General features: G+C 63.7%; 19 protein-coding genes. 1 reads left to right on the forward strand and 18 read right to left on the reverse strand.

The features are described from left to right. Positions 1–41: 41 nt before the first annotated feature. The 12 genes from OIS50_RS10880 to OIS50_RS10935 form a co-directional block, all read right to left on the reverse strand. Positions 42–701: an OmpH/Skp family outer membrane protein gene (locus tag OIS50_RS10880; protein WP_264690669.1), complete on the reverse strand. Its 660-nt coding sequence runs from the start codon at positions 699–701 to the stop codon at positions 42–44. A 156-nt stretch (positions 702–857) separates the two neighbouring features. Continuing rightward, positions 858–1,844 (reverse strand): succinylglutamate desuccinylase/aspartoacylase family protein, encoded by a 987-nt coding sequence (locus OIS50_RS10885; protein ID WP_264690670.1) that lies wholly within the window; start codon positions 1,842–1,844, stop codon positions 858–860. 203 nt (positions 1,845–2,047) lie between these two features. After that, on the reverse strand, positions 2,048–4,225 hold the full coding sequence (locus OIS50_RS10890) for a HelD family protein (RefSeq protein WP_264690671.1): 2,178 nt from the start codon (positions 4,223–4,225) through the stop codon (positions 2,048–2,050). 67 nt (positions 4,226–4,292) lie between these two features. Next, entirely contained in the window at positions 4,293–4,853 is a 561-nt protein-coding gene (locus OIS50_RS10895) for a DUF1353 domain-containing protein (protein WP_264690672.1), read from the reverse strand. A gap of 117 nt (positions 4,854–4,970) precedes the next feature. Further along, the gene (locus OIS50_RS10900; RefSeq protein WP_264690673.1) at positions 4,971–5,210 is read right to left on the reverse strand and encodes a hypothetical protein; all 240 of its coding nucleotides are present in this window, start codon (positions 5,208–5,210) and stop codon (positions 4,971–4,973) included. 170 nt (positions 5,211–5,380) lie between these two features. Then, positions 5,381–6,742: a S8 family serine peptidase gene (locus tag OIS50_RS10905; RefSeq protein WP_264690674.1), complete on the reverse strand. Its 1,362-nt coding sequence runs from the start codon at positions 6,740–6,742 to the stop codon at positions 5,381–5,383. Between the two features lie 298 nt (positions 6,743–7,040). Beyond that, positions 7,041–7,676, reverse strand: coding sequence for a helix-turn-helix transcriptional regulator (locus OIS50_RS10910; RefSeq protein ID WP_264690675.1), 636 nt, complete (start codon positions 7,674–7,676; stop codon positions 7,041–7,043). A gap of 268 nt (positions 7,677–7,944) precedes the next feature. Then, entirely contained in the window at positions 7,945–8,769 is an 825-nt protein-coding gene (locus OIS50_RS10915) for a T9SS type A sorting domain-containing protein (protein ID WP_264690676.1), read from the reverse strand. 97 nt (positions 8,770–8,866) lie between these two features. Beyond that, entirely contained in the window at positions 8,867–9,814 is a 948-nt protein-coding gene (rimK, locus tag OIS50_RS10920) for a 30S ribosomal protein S6--L-glutamate ligase (RefSeq protein WP_264690677.1), read from the reverse strand. A gap of 50 nt (positions 9,815–9,864) precedes the next feature. Beyond that, positions 9,865–10,344 carry an ATP-dependent zinc protease family protein gene (locus OIS50_RS10925; protein WP_264690678.1) on the reverse strand — a complete coding sequence of 160 codons (480 nt, stop codon included), beginning with the start codon at positions 10,342–10,344 and terminating at the stop codon, positions 9,865–9,867. A gap of 79 nt (positions 10,345–10,423) precedes the next feature. Continuing rightward, a complete protein-coding gene (locus tag OIS50_RS10930) occupies positions 10,424–11,530 on the reverse strand; it encodes a PQQ-dependent sugar dehydrogenase (protein WP_264690679.1) in 1,107 nt (368 codons plus the stop codon). 48 nt (positions 11,531–11,578) lie between these two features. Next, entirely contained in the window at positions 11,579–11,872 is a 294-nt protein-coding gene (locus OIS50_RS10935; RefSeq protein ID WP_264690680.1) for a 2TM domain-containing protein, read from the reverse strand. A 184-nt stretch (positions 11,873–12,056) separates the two neighbouring features. On the opposite strand from OIS50_RS10935, the gene OIS50_RS10940 reads away from it, so the two are divergent. Next, positions 12,057–12,617 carry an O-acetyl-ADP-ribose deacetylase gene (locus tag OIS50_RS10940; protein WP_264690681.1) on the forward strand — a complete coding sequence of 187 codons (561 nt, stop codon included), beginning with the start codon at positions 12,057–12,059 and terminating at the stop codon, positions 12,615–12,617. A 2-nt stretch (positions 12,618–12,619) separates the two neighbouring features. On the opposite strand, the gene OIS50_RS10945 is transcribed toward OIS50_RS10940, so the two are convergent. The 6 genes from OIS50_RS10945 to OIS50_RS10970 all read right to left on the reverse strand — a co-directional run bounded on the left by OIS50_RS10945 (position 12,620) and on the right by OIS50_RS10970 (position 16,884). Then, positions 12,620–13,432, reverse strand: a complete 813-nt coding sequence (locus OIS50_RS10945) for an alpha/beta fold hydrolase (RefSeq protein ID WP_264690682.1) — start codon at positions 13,430–13,432, stop codon at positions 12,620–12,622. 158 nt (positions 13,433–13,590) lie between these two features. Next, entirely contained in the window at positions 13,591–14,133 is a 543-nt protein-coding gene (locus tag OIS50_RS10950) for a DUF502 domain-containing protein (protein WP_264690683.1), read from the reverse strand. A 74-nt stretch (positions 14,134–14,207) separates the two neighbouring features. After that, the gene (locus OIS50_RS10955) at positions 14,208–15,092 is read right to left on the reverse strand and encodes a 4-hydroxy-3-methylbut-2-enyl diphosphate reductase (RefSeq protein WP_264690684.1); all 885 of its coding nucleotides are present in this window, start codon (positions 15,090–15,092) and stop codon (positions 14,208–14,210) included. Between the two features lie 105 nt (positions 15,093–15,197). After that, positions 15,198–15,902 carry a (d)CMP kinase gene (gene cmk, locus OIS50_RS10960; protein ID WP_264690685.1) on the reverse strand — a complete coding sequence of 235 codons (705 nt, stop codon included), beginning with the start codon at positions 15,900–15,902 and terminating at the stop codon, positions 15,198–15,200. After that, a complete protein-coding gene (locus OIS50_RS10965) occupies positions 15,899–16,318 on the reverse strand; it encodes a hypothetical protein (protein ID WP_264690686.1) in 420 nt (139 codons plus the stop codon). Before OIS50_RS10965 ends, cmk begins: the two co-directional genes overlap by 4 nt. 170 nt (positions 16,319–16,488) lie before the next feature. Further along, on the reverse strand, positions 16,489–16,884 hold the full coding sequence (locus OIS50_RS10970; protein WP_264690687.1) for a hypothetical protein: 396 nt from the start codon (positions 16,882–16,884) through the stop codon (positions 16,489–16,491). Between the last annotated feature and the right edge of the window lie 24 nt (positions 16,885–16,908).

Genomic DNA, 16,908 nt, shown 5'->3' on the forward strand with positions numbered 1-16,908 from the left:
ACCTAGTTACTGGCGGGGCGGGGCGATGGCAGCGGGGCTGCTTACTTCTTCTTGCTGCGGTTGGCGTACTCGGCGTTCAGGCGGTCGAGGATTTCCTTCGTGATGTCGAGGCCGGGGCGGGCGTAGGCAATGGTGCCCCCGCCGGCTACCAGAATCAGGTCGTAGTCATTTTCCTTGCCGTAGCTCTCGAGCAGCTTGTTCACGCGCGTGAGTACTTGCTCGGTCATCTTGGCTTCCTCCTGCTGGGCCTGCTGCTGCAATTGCTGCTGCTTGGCGGCTACTTGCTGCTCCTGGGCTTGCAGGCGCTGCACGGTGGCGGCGCGCTGCTCGTCGGTGAGGCCGGCGGCGGTTTTCTCGTAGGCCTGGGCGGCGGCTTGCAGGCCGCGCACGTTTTGCTCGTGCTGCCGCTCCCAGCCGGCTACCTTCCGCTCAAACGCCTTGCGCGCATCCTGCAGGCCTTTGTACTGATCGAGCAGCTTGCTCGACTCCACGTAGGCCACTTTGCGCAGGTTGTCTTCGGGCAGGGCCGGCGCGGCTTTGGCCGAATCGAGGGTAACCACTTTGGTTTCCTTGGCTGGCGCGGCGGCCGCAGCAGCCGGGGCGGGCGCAGCGGCGGGCTTTTGGGCGAAGTGGAGGTAAAACAACACGCCCACGGCTATCAGCAGGATAGCGTTCAGCGCCAGTTGAAGCGAATTCTTCATGCGTTGGAAAATCGAAAAAACCCACCGGCTACGGCCACCGGCTTCCGGCAAAGAAACGCAGAAACCCGCAGGTTTTGGTATGGGCCGCGAAATCAGCCGGCGGCCGGCGCAGCGCCGGCCGCGGGCCCTAGGTGCTACCGGGCACAAGGCGGGCAACTACCCCCGCTCGGGCACGCCAATGTGCAGCAGCGCATCGCCTTGGTTTACCACGGGCATGTGGTTGAGGCCGATAATATAGCCGCTTACCGGCGAAACCAGCCGCACGGCCATTTCGCCGTAGGGGTCGGCCACGATGCCGTACTCCTGCCCTTTCTCGATGTACTGGCCCGTTTGCATGTGCGTCCGGAACAGGCCCGCAAACTTAGCCCGCAGCCAGGTATGCTTGCGGCACACCACCGGCGCCTGCGTGGGCTCGGGCGCTTCGGCCAGCATGCCTAGGTGCCGGAGAAAGCGAAAGGTGCCGGCAGTAGCTATTTCGATGCCGTACTCATCGAGGCGCAGCGACTCGCCGGTTTCGTACACGATGATGCGGCGGTTTTGGCGCATGGCAGCCTCGCGCAACGAGCCGGGGCGCAAATCGGCGTGCAGGGTAAAGGGCGCGGCAAAAGCGGCCGCCAGGGCATCGGTTTCGGGGTCTTCGCCGAGCAGGCAGCGCACCTGCGGGTGGTTGGAGCGCGCCGCGCCGCCCGTATGAAAATCGATGCCGTAATCAACCAGCGGCATGATTTCGCGCATGAAGCGGTGCGCCACCCGGCTGGCCACCGAGCCCCTGGGTGAGCCCGGGAACGAGCGGTTGACATCCTTGCCATCGGGCACCTCGCGCGAGAAGTTGAGGAAACCGTAGATGTTGAAAATGGGAATGGCAATGATGGTGCCGCGCAACGGGTGCTGCAACTGCCCCCGCCGAATCATGCGCCGGATGGTTTCGATGCCGTTTACTTCGTCGCCGTGCATGCCGGCCATCAGCAGCACGGTGGGCCCGGGCTCCACGGCCCGAAACACGTGCACCGGCACATCGATAACCGTGCCCGAGGGCAACCGGGAAATCACCAGCCGCGTGAGCACCTGCTCGCCCGGGGCGATGACGTGGTTGTTGAGCAGGATATCGGGGTTGCGGGCGGCGGGTACGGCAGGTGTCGTCAAGAGCGCAGAGAAAAAAGACCTAGGCGAAGCGCAGCAGCTACCAGCAACCACCGGGCCACACTGCCCTAATTACCCATTATTTCCCGATTTTCCGGCCCGGGCCTGCCCGGCGGCAGCACGCTTTTGCTCGGCCCGCTGCCTGCCGGCGCCGGGCCTGGGCCCAAGGCACCTAGGGCCCAGGCCCGGCAACCGGCAGCGCGGGCTTAGCCGGCCGATAAAAACGCCGTCAGCTGGCCGGTGTACGTGAGCGTGAGGCGGTGCATGGCGCGGGTGCAGGCCACGTACAGCATGCTCTTATCCACCTCGGTGCGGTAGTTTTGGGCCGACACGAACGGCACCACCACCTCGTCGAACTCCAGGCCCTTGGCCAGGTGCGCCGTGGTGATGACGACGCCCTCCTTGAACGCGGTCGACTCGTCCGTCAGCAAGTACACGCCCGGGCCTTGCAGCGCCTCGTGCACCTGCGTGGCCTGCCGCAGGGTTTTGCAAATGACCCCCAGGGAGTGGTTGCCGGAGCCGCGGAAGGCGGCCACCAGCGCCTGCACGGCCTGCAGCTCCTTGGCCGGGGAGGCGTAGCGCACCGCGGCAGGCTCGGGGCCGTGGCGCTCCAGGGGCATGATGTGCGGGTTGGGGCTGATGCGCTGCGCAAAGGCCGTGATTTCCACGGTAGAGCGGTAGCTGCGGTAGAGCTTCACCACATCGGCCTGCGGAAACACCCGCTCGATGGTTTCGGCCGACGACGCGCTGTAGGGGTTCACCGTCTGGCTTACGTCGCCCAGAATGGTTTTGCGGCAGTGGAACAGGCGCGAGAGCACCGCGTACTGCACCGGGGTGTAATCCTGCATTTCGTCCACCAGCAGGTGCTTCACGTGGTCGTAGCCCGCGAGGCCCTCCATGCGAATGCGCAGGTAAAGCAGCGGAAACACATCGGCGTACTCCAGGGGCCGCTGCGCATCGAGGCGGAGCAGCTCGGGCCGGCCCACCCAGCGGTAGAAGTCGCGGTAAAAATCGAGCACGTTCGCGTACCGGAACATGCGCGGAATGCCCTCCCCGATGGTGGCCTTTTCGCCGCCCGTCAGCTTGCGGTCCACTTTGTCGCGCACGTAGGCGCGCACGTCGTTGGCCACCTGCCCGAAGCGCCGGAGCAGCGGCACGCGGTGGTAGGCCTTAAACTTCTGCTGAATAAACGCGCCGGGCACCACGGTGCGGCCCACGCGCAGATCGGCCACGCTGAAGTAGTTGTTCTCGACGTGCAGCAGGTACTGGTTTAGCTGCGTCAGGAACTCGGCCGACGACTTAAACCGAATCCGCTCGATGAAGGCCGCGTCGTGCCGCTCGAGCAAGGCCGATACCTGCTCGAAAAACGTTTGAAACCGAAACTGCCCCTGGAGCAAATCGGCAGCCAGCTCCTCCATGCCCAGCTCCGGAATGTGCTCTTCGCCCAGCTCGGGCAGCACGTTCGAGATGTAGTCGGCAAACACCTTGTTGGGCGAAATAATCAGGATATCCTGCGCCCGAATGGTGTCGCGGAAGCGGTAGAGCAAGAAGGCAATGCGGTGCAGGGCAATGGAGGTTTTGCCCGAGCCGGCCACGCCCTGAATCACCATCACCGAGGCGTCTTCGTTGCGGATAACCGCGTTCTGGTCGCGCTGAATCGTGGCGACGATGTTCTTCATCTTGTCGTCCGACGACTTGGCCAGCTCGCGCTGCAGCACGTCGTCGTGGATGTTCACGTCGCTGTCGAGCATGAACTCCATGCGCCCGTCGCGGATGCGGTACTGCCGCTTCAGGTCGATGCGGCCCTGCACCGTCCCGTTCGGGGAGGCGTACGAGGCTTCGCCCAGCTCAAAGTCGTAGAACAGCGAGGAAATCGGCGCCCGCCAATCGTAAATCAGATTCTGGCGCTGCCCTTCGCCCGCAAACGCGTGCACCCCAATGTACACCGGCGTGGCGGGGCCGTTGGGCGTCGTAAAATCGATGCGGCCGAAGTACGGCGACTGCACCAGCTTGAGCAGGCGGCGCTTGCGGGCCACGGCGCCCTCGCCGGTGTAGGCCATGCGGTTGATGGATTGCTCGGCGGCCACCAGGTCGGCCTCGTCGAGGCCCGACTGGTGCTCGTGCAGGTACTGCTTCTGCTGGCGCAGCTCGCCCGAAAATTGCCGCACGGCGTCGTCGACGCGTTTTACGGCCAGCACCAGCTGCTCCTTTATTTCTTCGAGGTACTCCCGTTCTTCCTGTTCCGTGGCGTTAACTACCGGCGACTTCTCCATCATGCCGCAAAGGTCACCGCAAATTCCGGCTGGCCGAAACCCTAGGTCCATTTTCTTGCCGGCATCGGCGGGCAGCAGGGCAGCCAGGCGCTTTGCCGGCGGCGCGGGCACGCGCTTACGCGCCTAGGTCATCGGGCCCGAGGCGCCCGGTGGCACCTAGGGCCACGGGGCAGTCGGGCTACTGCGCGGCCTTGGCGGCCAGGTGCCGGTCGACGATGTCGGCCACGGCGGCAAAGGGCTCGTCGGGGCGCAAGGCTTCCAGGTCGGCGGCTATTTCCTGAAACGTGGTGCGCACGCTTTGGTCCGTCAGGCCGGGCTGGGTACGCCCCCGCGCCAGCAACGGCCGCGCAATGCGGCCCGACCACAGCCGGATATCGGGCGCCCAGGCCCCGATGCGCACGCCCGCGTACAGCAACTCGGCCTGCAAGCGGCTGCAACCCCCGGCCTGGCAGGCGAAGTAAAACATCCGGTCGGCCTCGCGCCGGTTCACGCGCGCGTCGGCGCAGGCCACATCGTGCACGATGGAGGCGCGCCGGTACTCCCCGGTGTACGGCGAGCCAATGGTAGACCAAAGCGGCGCCGGAATGCTGGCACCGTCGATAACGGAGCCGGCCGGCGCCACCCACGTGCGCCCGTCGGGGTCGGTGTACCAAAAGTCTTCCAGCAGAAGCATGCGGCGGTCGGCCCCGGCTTCGGGGAGCCACTCGGTGCGCGGGTTTCCGGAAAAGCGTCCGTACATAGCGGTGGTGGATGGGTGTAGTGTCAGGACTGAAACGCTTGCCGGATGGCGCGGCGGCACCTCACAGGGCGGCTGCCGGGCTTGGCGCAGCGCCTGCCCCGCCCCGGTCCCCAGGCGCTACCACGTCAGGGGGCTTTCGGGCGGGGGCAGCTGCATGTCGGCGTCGGGCGATACATCGGCCACGCCCGGCAGCCGCCGCACCTGCTGGGCCACGTCGTCGGTGCCGGTGCCGATGATGCAGTTTATCTGATCGAGAATTTGCCGAATGGCAAAGCCGTGGCTTTTCAGCTGCTCGGCCAGGGCCGGCAAGGGCGTGCGCCCGTCCACGGTTACAATCCACTGTCGGTTTGCTGGCATAGCGAGGTTGGCATTTGGCTGAACCCATGCGTAAGCTACCACCCGTTGGGGCCCGAAAAAAGCAGTACAGGATCAGGCACCCGAGGTACCTGATCCTGCCCGGAGCCCGGGGGCAGCGCACCCGGCAGAGTACGGCGCCCGCCCCCGGGCTCCTACCCGGTGAACTTCACCTAGGGTGCCTGCACCAGCCCGGCCCCCACCCGCGTTACCGGGAACGGAAGGCGCCGCGCGGCGGCCTGCAGCCGCCGCCACAGCGTAAGGCCACGCATGTTGGGCGAGGTTTCGGCCCATAGCGCCGCGCAGCCGGCCACGTGGGGCGTGGCCATGCTGGTGCCGCTGATGGTGCGGTAGCGCACAGGCCGGGGCCACGACGAAAACACATCCCTACCCGGCGCGGCAATCTCAATCTTGCCGGAGTTGGAGAACGAGGAAGGGCTCAGGCTCGGATCGAGCGACGCCACCGACATGATGGTGGGCGAGTTGGCGGGAGCACCGGTGGGGCCGGCCTCGTTGCCGGCGGCGGCAATTATTAGGCAGCCGTTGTTGAGGGCGGCCTGGCCGGCGGCCGTGTAGGCCGGCTGCACGCCAATGGGCGCCCCCAACGACATCGAAATGACGGCGCACCGGTTGGCAATGGCCCAGTTCATGCCGGCCAGCACGCTGGCCATGGTACCCGAGCCGGAGTTGGTGAGCACCTTGCCGGAGTAAATGGAGGAGCGGAAGCCAATGCCGTAGCGGGGCGTGGTGCCCACGGGCGCTTTGGGCCCGCAAGCCGTACCGGTGCAGTGCGTGCCGTGGCCGTGCAAATCCTGCACGGGCTGGCCCACAAAGGTTTGCCCGATAACGGGCCGCCCCGCAAAATCGGGGTGCCCCAGGTCGAAACCCGTATCGAGCACCGCCACCCGAATGCCCAGGCCGCTGCGCATGCTTGGGGGTACGCGGCAGGCGTTCAGGCCCCAGGTGGCGCCCAACACCTGCACGTCCTGGTCAATCTCGAGGTGGGCGTGGCCGTGGTGGCCGTTGCGCAGCTCTTTGGCCAGAATTTCGGTAGCCTGCAGAAAGCCCCGCAAAAAGTCGCTGTTGCCGTTGCCCGATTCGGCGGTTTCCAGGGCCGGGTCCATAAACTGCACGGGGTACTGCACCGCAAACTGGAAGAACTCCGGGTTTACCGACTCCACCGGGTCGTCGGCGCGGGCCTCAAACTGCGCGTTCATGCTGCGCTCCTGCGCCGCCTCGCCGCCCACCAAGGCCACGTTGATTTCCGGAAACACTATCGCATCGGCATCGCCCACGCTTTCGAGGGTAGCGGCCTGCCCCTCAAAGTCGCGCGCATCGGCCACGCGCATGCCTTGCGTGGTGCCCAAGGAGCGCAGGCCCTCTTCGCCGGCTCCCTCCTTAAATGTCACCAGAAAACGCCCGGTTTCCAGGCTGTCGTCGCCGCGCTCCATAGCCGCCAGCAGCAGCTCTTCGATGGAAGAAGACGCACGATTAGCAGAGGATCCTTCGGCGGATCCGTTTCGATTTTTAGCCATACCACAACAGAAAAGAACCCTTTCGAACCACTCGCTACTGCCCGCCCCGAGCGCGGTAAGCCGTGTACCGCCCCCCTTACCCGGCCTGCACCCGTTGCGCGGCCGTTCCTAGGCGTAAACCTCTGCTCTGTAATGGGTTGAACCTGCAGCGCCCCGCATACGGAGGCACTGGCAGCCGCTGTTTCCGCAGCAATCTGCAGCTAGCACGCGAAAAACCGGGTCGGCTGCCTGCTGCCAAATTGCAGCCAAGCCCTGGGCCTATGCATCCGTGTTATCACTGAATTGCGAAGGGCGGCCCCTAGGTGGCGTTGGCGGTTTCTACCGATTGTACCCAGCCCTCCATCACGGCCTGCACCGCCAGGCCCACAATGGTTTTGGTGCCGGCCTTTTGCAGCAGGGCCCGCCGGTGGCTTTCCACGGTGCGCACGCTCAGGCACAGGCGGTCGGCAATTTCCTGGTTGCTGCGGTCGGCCACTACCAAGCGCAGCACCTCCAGCTCGCGCCGGCTGAACGGGCTCAGCGGCGCGGGCGCGGGCAGGGCCGCGTGTTTCGGGAGCGAAGTGGCCAGCCAGCTGCTTAGCGCAGCAATAACGACTTCGGCCACGGCCTGCCCCGATACTTGGTAATAGTCGGCGCCCGGCGGCGCCTGCGTACCGGTTTTGGCGCCCTCGTGGGCCGTAAGCAGGATTAGCCGCGTACGGCGGCACTGGTAGCGCAGCGAGGCCAGCAGCCGGGCGGGGCTGGTGTCGAGGTACGATTCCTCGGCCAGAATGGCGGCGTAGTATTGCCGGGCCAGCAGCTCGCGCAGCGAGCCGGCGCTGGCGGCCAGGGTAATGGCCGTGTTGGGCCAGGCCCGGTGAATGGTGTCGATTAGCTGCTGGCGGTACGCGCCCGGGTGCACGGCCACGAGCACATCGTAACTGGGCGAAGACATAATAAGTGCTGGGGGAAATAGCGGACAATGGGCATAGGCATCGGCAGATAGGTTGTGCAATAGGGATAGGTATGCAGTGCTTGGCTTGGCTACTGCGGCGCGATAGGGTTAATTTATAGACATTATTATATATAAACTAGACATTGTTCCATTATTTCCGCCTACTGCGTTGGGGTTGCCTGGGATTTTCAGCAGCCCGGCCAATAGCTGGCCTCAGCGCTGAGCCCTGCCGCAATTGGCCTGCCCGTGGCCTAAACCGCCCGCCCACCTAGGGCCGCTGCCCCACCAGCAGTTTGGTGGCCGTGCGGCCGCGCTTGGCGTGGTGGGCCCGCACCCAGTACGTGCCGGCAGGCAAACTGCCCAACTCCAGCGTGGCCGCCCCGCGGGCGGCCGGCAGCGCCAAGCGGGTGCGGCCCTGCGCATCCACCACTTCGAGGTGGTACGTGCCGGTATCGGCAAGCACTATGGTGGTTTGCCCGGCGGCCGGGTTGGGGTACACGCTGGCTATGAGGCTTTCGGTGGCCGGTGCCTGCGGGCCCGGCCCCGGCCTGCCACCTAGGCGGTAGGTAGTGCAGCTATCGAGCACGGCCTCGTAAAAGGGCCGCAGCGTTTTTGCCTCGAAGCGCAGCCGCGTGGGTTCGCCTTTCGGGTTTCGGGCACTTACCAACTGGCCAAATGCCCCGCTCCTTACTGCCCGCGCCAACGGCGCCAGCTGTTCGTAGTCGCTGATGAGGCCGGTTACCTTGTTGGCTTTTATGCGCGCGGCGTGCACCCAGTACGCGCCGCCGGGCCGGGCTTGCACCAGGTAGAACAGGCGCTTGTAACGGTAGGCCCAGCCGTGCAGCAGGGTATCGCCGCTGGCGGCGCTGGTAATCAGGTTGAGTTGGGTGGCGGGCTCGTAGCGCACGCGCAGGCGCAGCGTATCGCGGGGGCCCACGAGCACCACGGCGGGCCCGCCTAGCAGCTGCTCCAGGCTCAGGCGTTGGCGGGGCGGCACGTGGCCAAACGGCACCGGCTCAAAGGCAATACCTGGGTCGCAGGCCGTGGCGGCGGCCAGCACGGCAGCGGCAGCAAAAGCAAGCGTCGTTTTCATGGGCGGGTGTAGCAGCAACGGTGGCTGTCTGTTTATCAGCCACTTTGCCCCTAGGTAACCCTTGCTGCTTTTGGTATTCGGAGGGCCGCGCCAGCCCTTAATCCGATTGCGTATCGGGCAGTGATTTGGCCGTCGATTTCGTGCCGTCTTTTTTCTTGCCGCCTTTTTTGTGCTTGCTCAGCTCGGCGGTGTATTCGATGATTTTGCCGGCAATATCGAGGCCGGTGGCTTTCTCGATGCCCTCGAGCCCCGGCGACGAGTTTACCTCCAGCACCAGCGGGCCGCGCTTGCTCTGCAGCATATCCACGCCGGCAATGCCCAGGCCCAGGGCTTTGGTGGCCAGCAGGGCAGCGGCTTTTTCGGCGCGCGTCAGCTTCACGAGCTTGCCCGTGCCGCCGCGGTGCAGGTTCGAGCGAAACTCGCCCTCTTTGCCCTGCCGCTTCATGGCGCCGACCACCTCGCCGTTCACCACAAAGGCGCGCAGGTCGGCGCCTTTGCTTTCGGCAATAAACTCCTGCACGATAATGCGGGCCTTGAGGTTGTGGAAGGCCTCGATTACCGACTGCGCGGCCTTTTCGGTTTCGGCCAGCACCACGCCCAGGCCCTGCGTGCCCTCCAGCAGCTTGATGATAACGGGCGCGCCGCCCACCTGCTGAATCATTTCCAGCACCTCGTCGGAGTAGTTGGTGAAGGCGGTTTTGGGCATGCCCACGCCGGCGCGGGCCAAAATCTGCATGGAGCGCAGCTTGTCGCGCGAGCGTACAATGGCCTGGCTTTCGACGGCGGTGCGCACTTTCATCATCTCGAACTGCCGCACCACGGCCGTGCCGTAGAAGGTAACCGAGGCGCCGATGCGCGGAATCACGGCATCGAAGCCTTCGAGCTTGCGGCCCTCGTACACAATGCTGGGGGCACCTTTTTCCAGCACCAGGTTGCACTGCAAATGGTCGATGACTTCGACTTCGTGGCCGCGCAGCTCGGCCGCTTCCACCAGGCGCTTCGTGGAGTACAGTTTGGGCTCACGCGAGAGAATCGCCAGTTTCATATGGTAAACGAGGGTATAGCTGAGGAAGAAAACAAGTGGGCCGCTACCCACTAATTGGGCATGCGCAGGTGCTGGCTTTTGTACGACAAGTTGCGCCTCGACACATCCACCATCAACCGGGCCCGGCGCAACAACAACCGCCCGATAAGTACGGGGTACTTCATATCGGAGCGGTCGGAAAGCGAAAATTCCGTCTCGAAATCTTCGCCGAACAAGCGAATTACGGCCCTAATTACGTAACGCTCCTGCACTTCGCCGTTGGAGGAGCGAATATCGCGCAGCGAAAACTCCTCGAACTGCAGCGGCATGCCGTGGAAAGCGGGGTGGGCGTCGTCGAGCAGCAGCACGCGCAGCAGCGGCCGCCCATCGGGCAGCGTATCCACGTGGATGTTGGAGCAATGGATGGCGCCCGTAAACGCGCCGGTGTCCACCTTGGCCTCTACCCCGCGCAGCTGAAACTGCGGAAAGTCGACAAGCTCGCGGCGGCCTACGATGCGTTTCGGGGGTCGTCGGGGGTGGGCCTTTTTCACGGGGGCAAAATACGGGCGCGGCTGCTAGTAGGTAGGCAGGTAAGGCGTTTTTTATTTGAGGGGCGCGCCCTAGGTGCGCTTAGCCCACGTAGCTGATGCGGTACACGCAGTCGTTCTGGTCGTCGGATACGAGCAGCGCGCCATCGGGCATAACCAGCAGCGCCACGGGGCGGCCCCAGCTTCGCTGCCCCTGCAGCCAGCCCGAGGCAAAGGTTTCGTAGCTGGTGGCTTGCCGGCCGCTGGCATCGAGGCGCACCAGGGTAATGCGGTAGCCAATTTTGTTGGAGCGGTTCCAAGAGCCGTGCTCCGGAATAAAAATCTGGTTGCGGTACGCCGCCGGAAACATGCGCCCGGTGTAAAACTTCATGCCCAGCGGCGCTACGTGCGGGCCCAGCTTGCGGGCCGGCGGCACGTAGGTGCTCGGGCTTTTGCCCCGGCCGAACTGCGGATCGAGAATGTCGCCCTGGTGCACGAAGGGAAAGCCGAAGTGCAGGCCCGGGGCGGCCAGGCGGTTCAGCTCGCAGGCGGGCTTGTCGTCGCCGAGCATATCGCGGCCGTTGTCGGTAAACCACAAAGCGTTGTCCACGGGGCTCCAGTCGAAGCCCACCGAGTTGCGCACGCCGTACGCCACGGTTTCGAGGCCCGAGCCGTCGGGGTTCAGGCGGTTGATGGTAGCAAAAATGCGCTGCTCGGGCAGGCACACGTTGCAGGGCGCGCCCACGGGGATGTAGAGCTTGCCATCGGGCCCGAAGTTGATGTACTTCCAGCCGTGGTGCTCCCGGTTAGGCAGCTGGTCGAACACCACCGCCGGTTTGGGATTTTGCTTCAGGCGGGCGGCAATGTTGTCGTAGCGCAAAATGCGACTGATTTCGGCCACGTACAGGGCGCCGTTGCGCACGGCCACGCCGTTGGGCTCGTTCAGGCCAGCAGCCACGGTAATCACCTCGTCGGCGCGGCCGTCGCGGTTGCGGTCGGGCAAGGCGTACACTTTGGTGCCGCGGGTGCCCACGTACACGGTGCCGTCGGCACCTAGGGCCAGCGAGCGGGCCCCGCCCACGTTTTGGGCAAAGTAGCTGATGCGGAAGCCCGCCGGCAACCTGATGTTACTGAGGTTATCGGGCGCAGCGGTGGGGCTTGCGCCGGCCAGGGGCAACAGCAAAAGCAAGGGCAGCAGTCGGCGGATCATACCCTTACCAACTGCTGCCCCCGCCCAAAGGTTGCGCCCACCCAGGGCCTATAGGCGACCCGCCTGCCGCTCGCGCAGCAGCCGTTCGTACTCGCGCTCCGACCAGCTCTCCTGCCCGAAGCGGCCGTAAGTAGCCAGTCCCTGAATGCCGAGGCCAATACCCCAGAACACGGTGGGCCAGATGGGCCACGGAACGCCGTAGTCGCCGGTTTGGCGGCTGGTAACGGCCCAAACCGTCCAGAGCAAGGCATTCACGAGTAGGTAGGTAAGTGCGTGCGATTTGAACTTGGCACGCGCCTGGGCCATACGCCAGATTTGGGGGTCGCGGTCGGGGGTAGCCATAGCAGTGTTTGGTGTCGGTCAGAAGAATTAGAATACCCGAATGTACTGTGGGCAAGGGCCCTAGGTCAATTTTTTCTGTGCCGAACGGCAACCATTTGGGGCCGAACCGTCTAAAAAGACCGACGAACTGTAGCCGGGCCGCCGCTGCTTCTCGTTTTCTCACCATCCCCTATTTCGTTGCAGCATGTCTCTCCCCCACTCTGCTTCCCGCGAATTCGGCCGCATCCTGCTCGCGCACGGCGACATTACCAAGCTCGACACCGATGCCATCGTCAACGCCGCCAACTCCTCGCTCCTGGGGGGCGGCGGAGTCGATGGGGCCATCCACCGGGCCGGCGGCGCCCAAATCCTCGACGAGTGCCGCTCCATCCGGGCGCGCAGCGGCAACCTGGCCACCGGCAAAGCCGTGATTACCAGCGGCGGCAAGCTGCACGCGCGCCACGTTATTCATACGGTGGGCCCGGTGTGGCAGGGCGGCGGGCAAGAGGAGCCCCAGCTGCTGGCCAACTGCTACAACAGCTCGTTGCAGCTGGCCGCCGAGCACCGGCTGCGCAGCATCGCGTTTCCGGGCATCAGCACGGGCATCTACGGCTACCCCAAAGCCGAGGCCGCGCGCATAGCCGTGCAAACCGTGCGCGACTACCTGCTGCACCACGAGCTACCCGAAATAGTGGTGTTCGTGCTGTTCGATGAAGAAAACCTGCACCTCTACGAACGCGAGCTGACGGCCTTATCGGAAGTCTAGCCCTAGGTCCAGCGCAGCTCCTCGGGGTGGCGGCGCAGGTAAGCGGCCACGTCGTAGATGAGGCCGGCGTGGCCGGTTTCCAGTATCACGGTATGGGCGTTGCGGAGCGAGCTGATAAACTCGCGCAGCCCGGCGTGGGGTATCACGCGGTCGTAGCGGCCCAGGAAAAACGTAACCGGCGTGGGCCGGCGGTTGAGCACCTGCGCCAGCCGCGGCGTATCGAACACCAGGTGCCGGAAACCCGTCCAGCTGCGGTACACGCGCAGGCGCTTTTCGCGGCTGTCGAGCTGCCACTGGGCAAAGCGCACGAGCCCGTTGTCCACGATGCGCCGCTGACCTAGGGTTTCAATCAGGTTGAGCAGGCGTTGCGGGCGCAGCACGGCCCGGCCCAGCACGCCGCGCATCCAGGGCGGGTACGTGGCCAGCGAGTACCAGAACTGCGTTTTAATGCCGTCGGGCGCAATCAGCCACAGGTGCGCTACGCGGTCGGCAAAGTGCTCTACCATCGTCAGGGCAAACTTGGCCCCCATGCTAAAGGCCAGCAGCCCAAACTGCTCTATGCCTTGCTCCTGCAAAAACTGACCTAGGAGCTCGGCCAGGCGCTGCTTCCGGATAGGCGAATCGGCCTTGGCCAGGCGGCTGCGGCCGTGGTAAAACAAGTCGAAGGAGTAGATGGTAACCCGCTCGCCCAGCAGCGCGGCCACGCTGCGCCAGTGGCTTTCGTTTTGCCCGTACCCATGAAAAGCCAGCACCGCCAACGGCCCGCGGCCATATACCTGGTAATGCAGCTTGGTTTGGCCCGATTCGACGAACATTTTTTAAGGTGACAGGTGACAGGTGACAGGTGACAGGTGACAGGTGACAGGTGACAGGTGACAGGTGACAGAGTGTACTCCTATTGCCGACTACCGGTTTTTGTTTGCTGCCTCCCTCAACGTGTTACCTGTCACCTGTCACTTGTCACCCAAAAACCTTACAGCTTCGCCACGCCGCCCGATACCACGAACTTCATTACCTGGGCGCTGGGCAAATCGAGGTGCACCACGTTTTCGCGGGGCACCAGCAGCAACTCGCCCGAAAAATTATAGGAGTCGGGGAAGTACACAGCTATCAGGTCTTCGCGGTGAATGGCCACCATCGACTCCTGCGTAACGAAGCCCAGCTTAAAGCACTCGGTGCCGGCAAACACCTTTACCAGCACCGGCTGGCTGAACTTCTGCTCCTCGCCCAGCAAGGCATCAAACACATCCTTGATGCTGGAATACAGAATGTTGATAACAGGGAGCCGGTTCAGGATACGCTCGCCCAGCACGATAAACGGCCGCACCTGCGTGCCCACGTAGCCCACCAGCGTCAGCAGCACGGCAATCAGCAGCAGGCCCAGGCCCGGCGGGTACCCCTCGATGGTGAACAGGTTGTTCAGCCACTGCAAAAAGGCCAGCAGGATGTAAACCGTGAGGGTAACGGGCGCCAGAATGAGCAGCCCGCGCAAAAAGTAGCCTATGATTTTTTTCATCGGGGCGAAAAACAAAGCGCCTGGCAAAAAGCCAGGCGCAAACTACTAAAAGCCGCAGGTTTAAGAATAAGCTATTAGGCCACCGCCTCGCCCACCTCGGCAATGCGGTCGGCTACGCGCTGCATCAGCCACATGGGCGTGCTGGTGGCGCCGCAAATGCCCACCGAGGCGGCACCCTCAAACCATTCGTCTTGCAGCTCCTGCTCGTTTTCCACGAAGTAGCTGCGCGGGTTTTCCTGGTTTACCACCCCAAACAAGGCTTTGCCGTTCGAGCTTTTGCGGCCGCTCACAAACACCACTACGTCGTGCTCGTGGGCAAACTTGCGCAGCTGCGGCTCGCGGTTCGATACCTGCCGGCAAATGGAGTCGTTGGCGTCGAAGGTGGTCAGGTCGCCACCAGCAGCGGCAATGCGCTCCTCGATAATCTGCTTCATGCGGTAGAAGCCCGCCGTGCTTTTGGTGGTTTGGCTGAACAAGGTAACCGGGCGGCGGAAGTCGATCTGCTCCAGGTCCTGCTCGGTCATCACCACAATGGCGCGGTTGCCGGTTTGGCCGTTCAGGCCGGTTACCTCGGCGTGGCCGGGCTGGCCGTACAGCACAATCTGGCCATCGTGGCGGCGCGTGGCATCGAAGGCGTGCTTTACGCGGTTTTGCAGCTTCAGCACCACCGGGCACGAAGCGTCGATCAGCTCGATGTTGTTGCGCAAGGCCAGCTGGTAGGTTTCGGGCGGCTCGCCGTGGGCCCGAATCAGCACCTTGCAGTCGTGGAGCTGGCCCAGCTGCTCGCGGTCAATCACGCGCAGGCCCTGCTGGTGCAGGCGCTCTACCTCCATGCGGTTGTGCACGATGTCGCCCAGGCAGTACAGCTCCGCAGAGTCCTGCAGCTCGTCTTCGGCCATCTGAATGGCGTACTCCACGCCGAAGCAGTACCCGGAATTCTTATCGATGATGACGTTCATGTCAGTCGGTTCTTGTAGCCCAGCCGGCTTGCCCGCCTTCAGGCCTGCCGACTAACGCACCCTAGGGCACGAATCATTCCAAACTCCTCGGGGGCAGGCGTTTTGTCAGCCGATTTCAGCAGCGCGCAGCCCATCCACCAATACGGACGAAACGCGCTCGAGTACGAAATCCACCTGCTCATCAATCGTAATGTGCGAGGTATCGAGCAGCACGGCATCGGCGGCGCGGCGCAGCGGGCTTTCGGCGCGCGTCGAGTCGAGGTAGTCGCGCTTCTGCAGGTTCTGTACAATGTCGTCGAGCGACACTTGCTCGCCCTTGGTGGCCAGCTCTACTTGCCGGCGCATGGCGCGGGTGTGTACGTCGGCCGTCATGAAAATCTTCACCTCGGCGTCGGGGAATACGGTGGTGCCGATGTCGCGGCCGTCCATCACCACCCCGCGCTTGCGGGCCATGCGCTGCTGCTGGCGCACCATGGCGTGGCGCACGGCCGGAATAACCGACACCTCGCTTACGGCGTTGGAAATGCGCATCTGCCGGATTTCGTCCTCCCGGATGATGCCGTCGAGGCACAGTTCGTTGCGCCCCGTGCGGCGGTTCCGCTTGAAGGTAATCTGCATGTGGTGGAGGGCTTCCTCCACCCGCGGCAAATCCTCGAACGAGATGTTGTGCTCGAGGAGGTAAAGCGTGACACCACGGTACATGGCCCCGGTGTCGATGTAAGCATAGCCAAGTTCGGCGGCAACGGCTTTGGCCGTAGTGCTTTTGCCGCAGGAAGAGTAGCCGTCGATGGCTATGACGATGTTTTTCATCTGGTGAGCGGTCGGCGGGCCGTCGTCGGGAGCGGAAGCGGAATCCACGTCAACCGACGAGCGGGCTGCACCGATAACCGGCTGGGTACCGATTGGTAAAACCCAGACACCGATTCGGCGAGTCCATGCGTCAGTTGGCGGTCCACATGCTCGAACGGCCGCACAAAGGTATGCGCTCCAAGTTGGATGCCCACCACCCCGGCTTCATTGTGTATCCACTGGCCGCCGAACGCACGAATGATGCACTCGCCCAAAAAGCAGCCTAAGGCATTGACAACGTTGGGCTTGTCGGCATCACCGATGTCGCGGCGCTGCTGTTCAATAAATTCGGCAAGTATCTGCACGGCGGCTTCGTCGAAGGCAGATACATTGAGTTGTTGCCGCACAGCTTCGGCGGCAGCACGCAACTCTTCCATGGCAATAGGTGAAATAGAAGGAAGGAAAGAAGGACTAACCCGCAAGCGGGTGATTACGTAGTTACAAAAGTTTTGCTGGATACCAGAATTTCAAGCAAAAAAAATCGCCTCCGGGGAGGCGATTATAGAAAAACAATAAGATTTTTTAAGGAAAGTACTAGTAGGCATGCCTACTGAATCCAGCCCTTGCGCTTCACCGGCTCGGCCAATCTCGACGGTATGGAAGCGTAGAAATCGGCCACTGATTCCTTGGGTCCGTTGTCGAACTGCAGCGCCACCCGGAAGAAGGGGTTGAAGAACCGCTCGCCCCGGAAGCCTACGCCCGTGGTGCCATCGGGCCCGGTGGCCCACTCGCCCTGGTACCCCTGCACCATGCACTGGCCCAAGAAGGCACCTAGGGCTACCACCACGCCCTGAATGTTGTCGCGGTTCAGCAAAGGCCGCTGCTCCTCGATGAACGCGGCGAGGCGCTGCACGGCGGCTTCGCCGAAGTCGTTTACCTGCAGCTGCTGGCGCACGGCCTCGGCCGCCTGCTGGATGTGGGCAAGGGGATTTTCGGATGACATAGGCACAGAAAGTAAAAGCTGAAG

This window comes from Hymenobacter sp. YIM 151858-1 (genome assembly GCF_025979705.1).
Lineage (GTDB): Bacteria > Bacteroidota > Bacteroidia > Cytophagales > Hymenobacteraceae > Solirubrum.

Bases quoted from the DNA above. Each gene is read 5' to 3' on its own strand.
- OIS50_RS10950 (WP_264690683.1), bottom strand. From the start codon at position 14,133: ATGAAAAAAATCATAGGCTACTTTTTGCGCGGGCTGCTCATTCTGGCG.
- OIS50_RS10940 (WP_264690681.1), top strand. From the start codon at position 12,057: ATGTCTCTCCCCCACTCTGCTTCCCGCGAATTCGGCCGCATCCTGCTC.
- OIS50_RS10970 (WP_264690687.1), bottom strand. From the start codon at position 16,884: ATGTCATCCGAAAATCCCCTTGCCCACATCCAGCAGGCGGCCGAGGCC.
- OIS50_RS10905 (WP_264690674.1), bottom strand. From the start codon at position 6,742: ATGGCTAAAAATCGAAACGGATCCGCCGAAGGATCCTCTGCTAATCGT.
- OIS50_RS10895 (WP_264690672.1), bottom strand. From the start codon at position 4,853: ATGTACGGACGCTTTTCCGGAAACCCGCGCACCGAGTGGCTCCCCGAA.
- OIS50_RS10900 (WP_264690673.1), bottom strand. From the start codon at position 5,210: ATGCCAGCAAACCGACAGTGGATTGTAACCGTGGACGGGCGCACGCCC.
- cmk (WP_264690685.1), bottom strand. From the start codon at position 15,902: ATGAAAAACATCGTCATAGCCATCGACGGCTACTCTTCCTGCGGCAAA.
- OIS50_RS10955 (WP_264690684.1), bottom strand. From the start codon at position 15,092: ATGAACGTCATCATCGATAAGAATTCCGGGTACTGCTTCGGCGTGGAG.
- rimK (WP_264690677.1), bottom strand. From the start codon at position 9,814: ATGAAACTGGCGATTCTCTCGCGTGAGCCCAAACTGTACTCCACGAAG.
- OIS50_RS10910 (WP_264690675.1), bottom strand. From the start codon at position 7,676: ATGTCTTCGCCCAGTTACGATGTGCTCGTGGCCGTGCACCCGGGCGCG.
- OIS50_RS10965 (WP_264690686.1), bottom strand. From the start codon at position 16,318: ATGGAAGAGTTGCGTGCTGCCGCCGAAGCTGTGCGGCAACAACTCAAT.
- OIS50_RS10915 (WP_264690676.1), bottom strand. From the start codon at position 8,769: ATGAAAACGACGCTTGCTTTTGCTGCCGCTGCCGTGCTGGCCGCCGCC.
- OIS50_RS10935 (WP_264690680.1), bottom strand. From the start codon at position 11,872: ATGGCTACCCCCGACCGCGACCCCCAAATCTGGCGTATGGCCCAGGCG.
- OIS50_RS10945 (WP_264690682.1), bottom strand. From the start codon at position 13,432: ATGTTCGTCGAATCGGGCCAAACCAAGCTGCATTACCAGGTATATGGC.
- OIS50_RS10930 (WP_264690679.1), bottom strand. From the start codon at position 11,530: ATGATCCGCCGACTGCTGCCCTTGCTTTTGCTGTTGCCCCTGGCCGGC.
- OIS50_RS10880 (WP_264690669.1), bottom strand. From the start codon at position 701: ATGAAGAATTCGCTTCAACTGGCGCTGAACGCTATCCTGCTGATAGCC.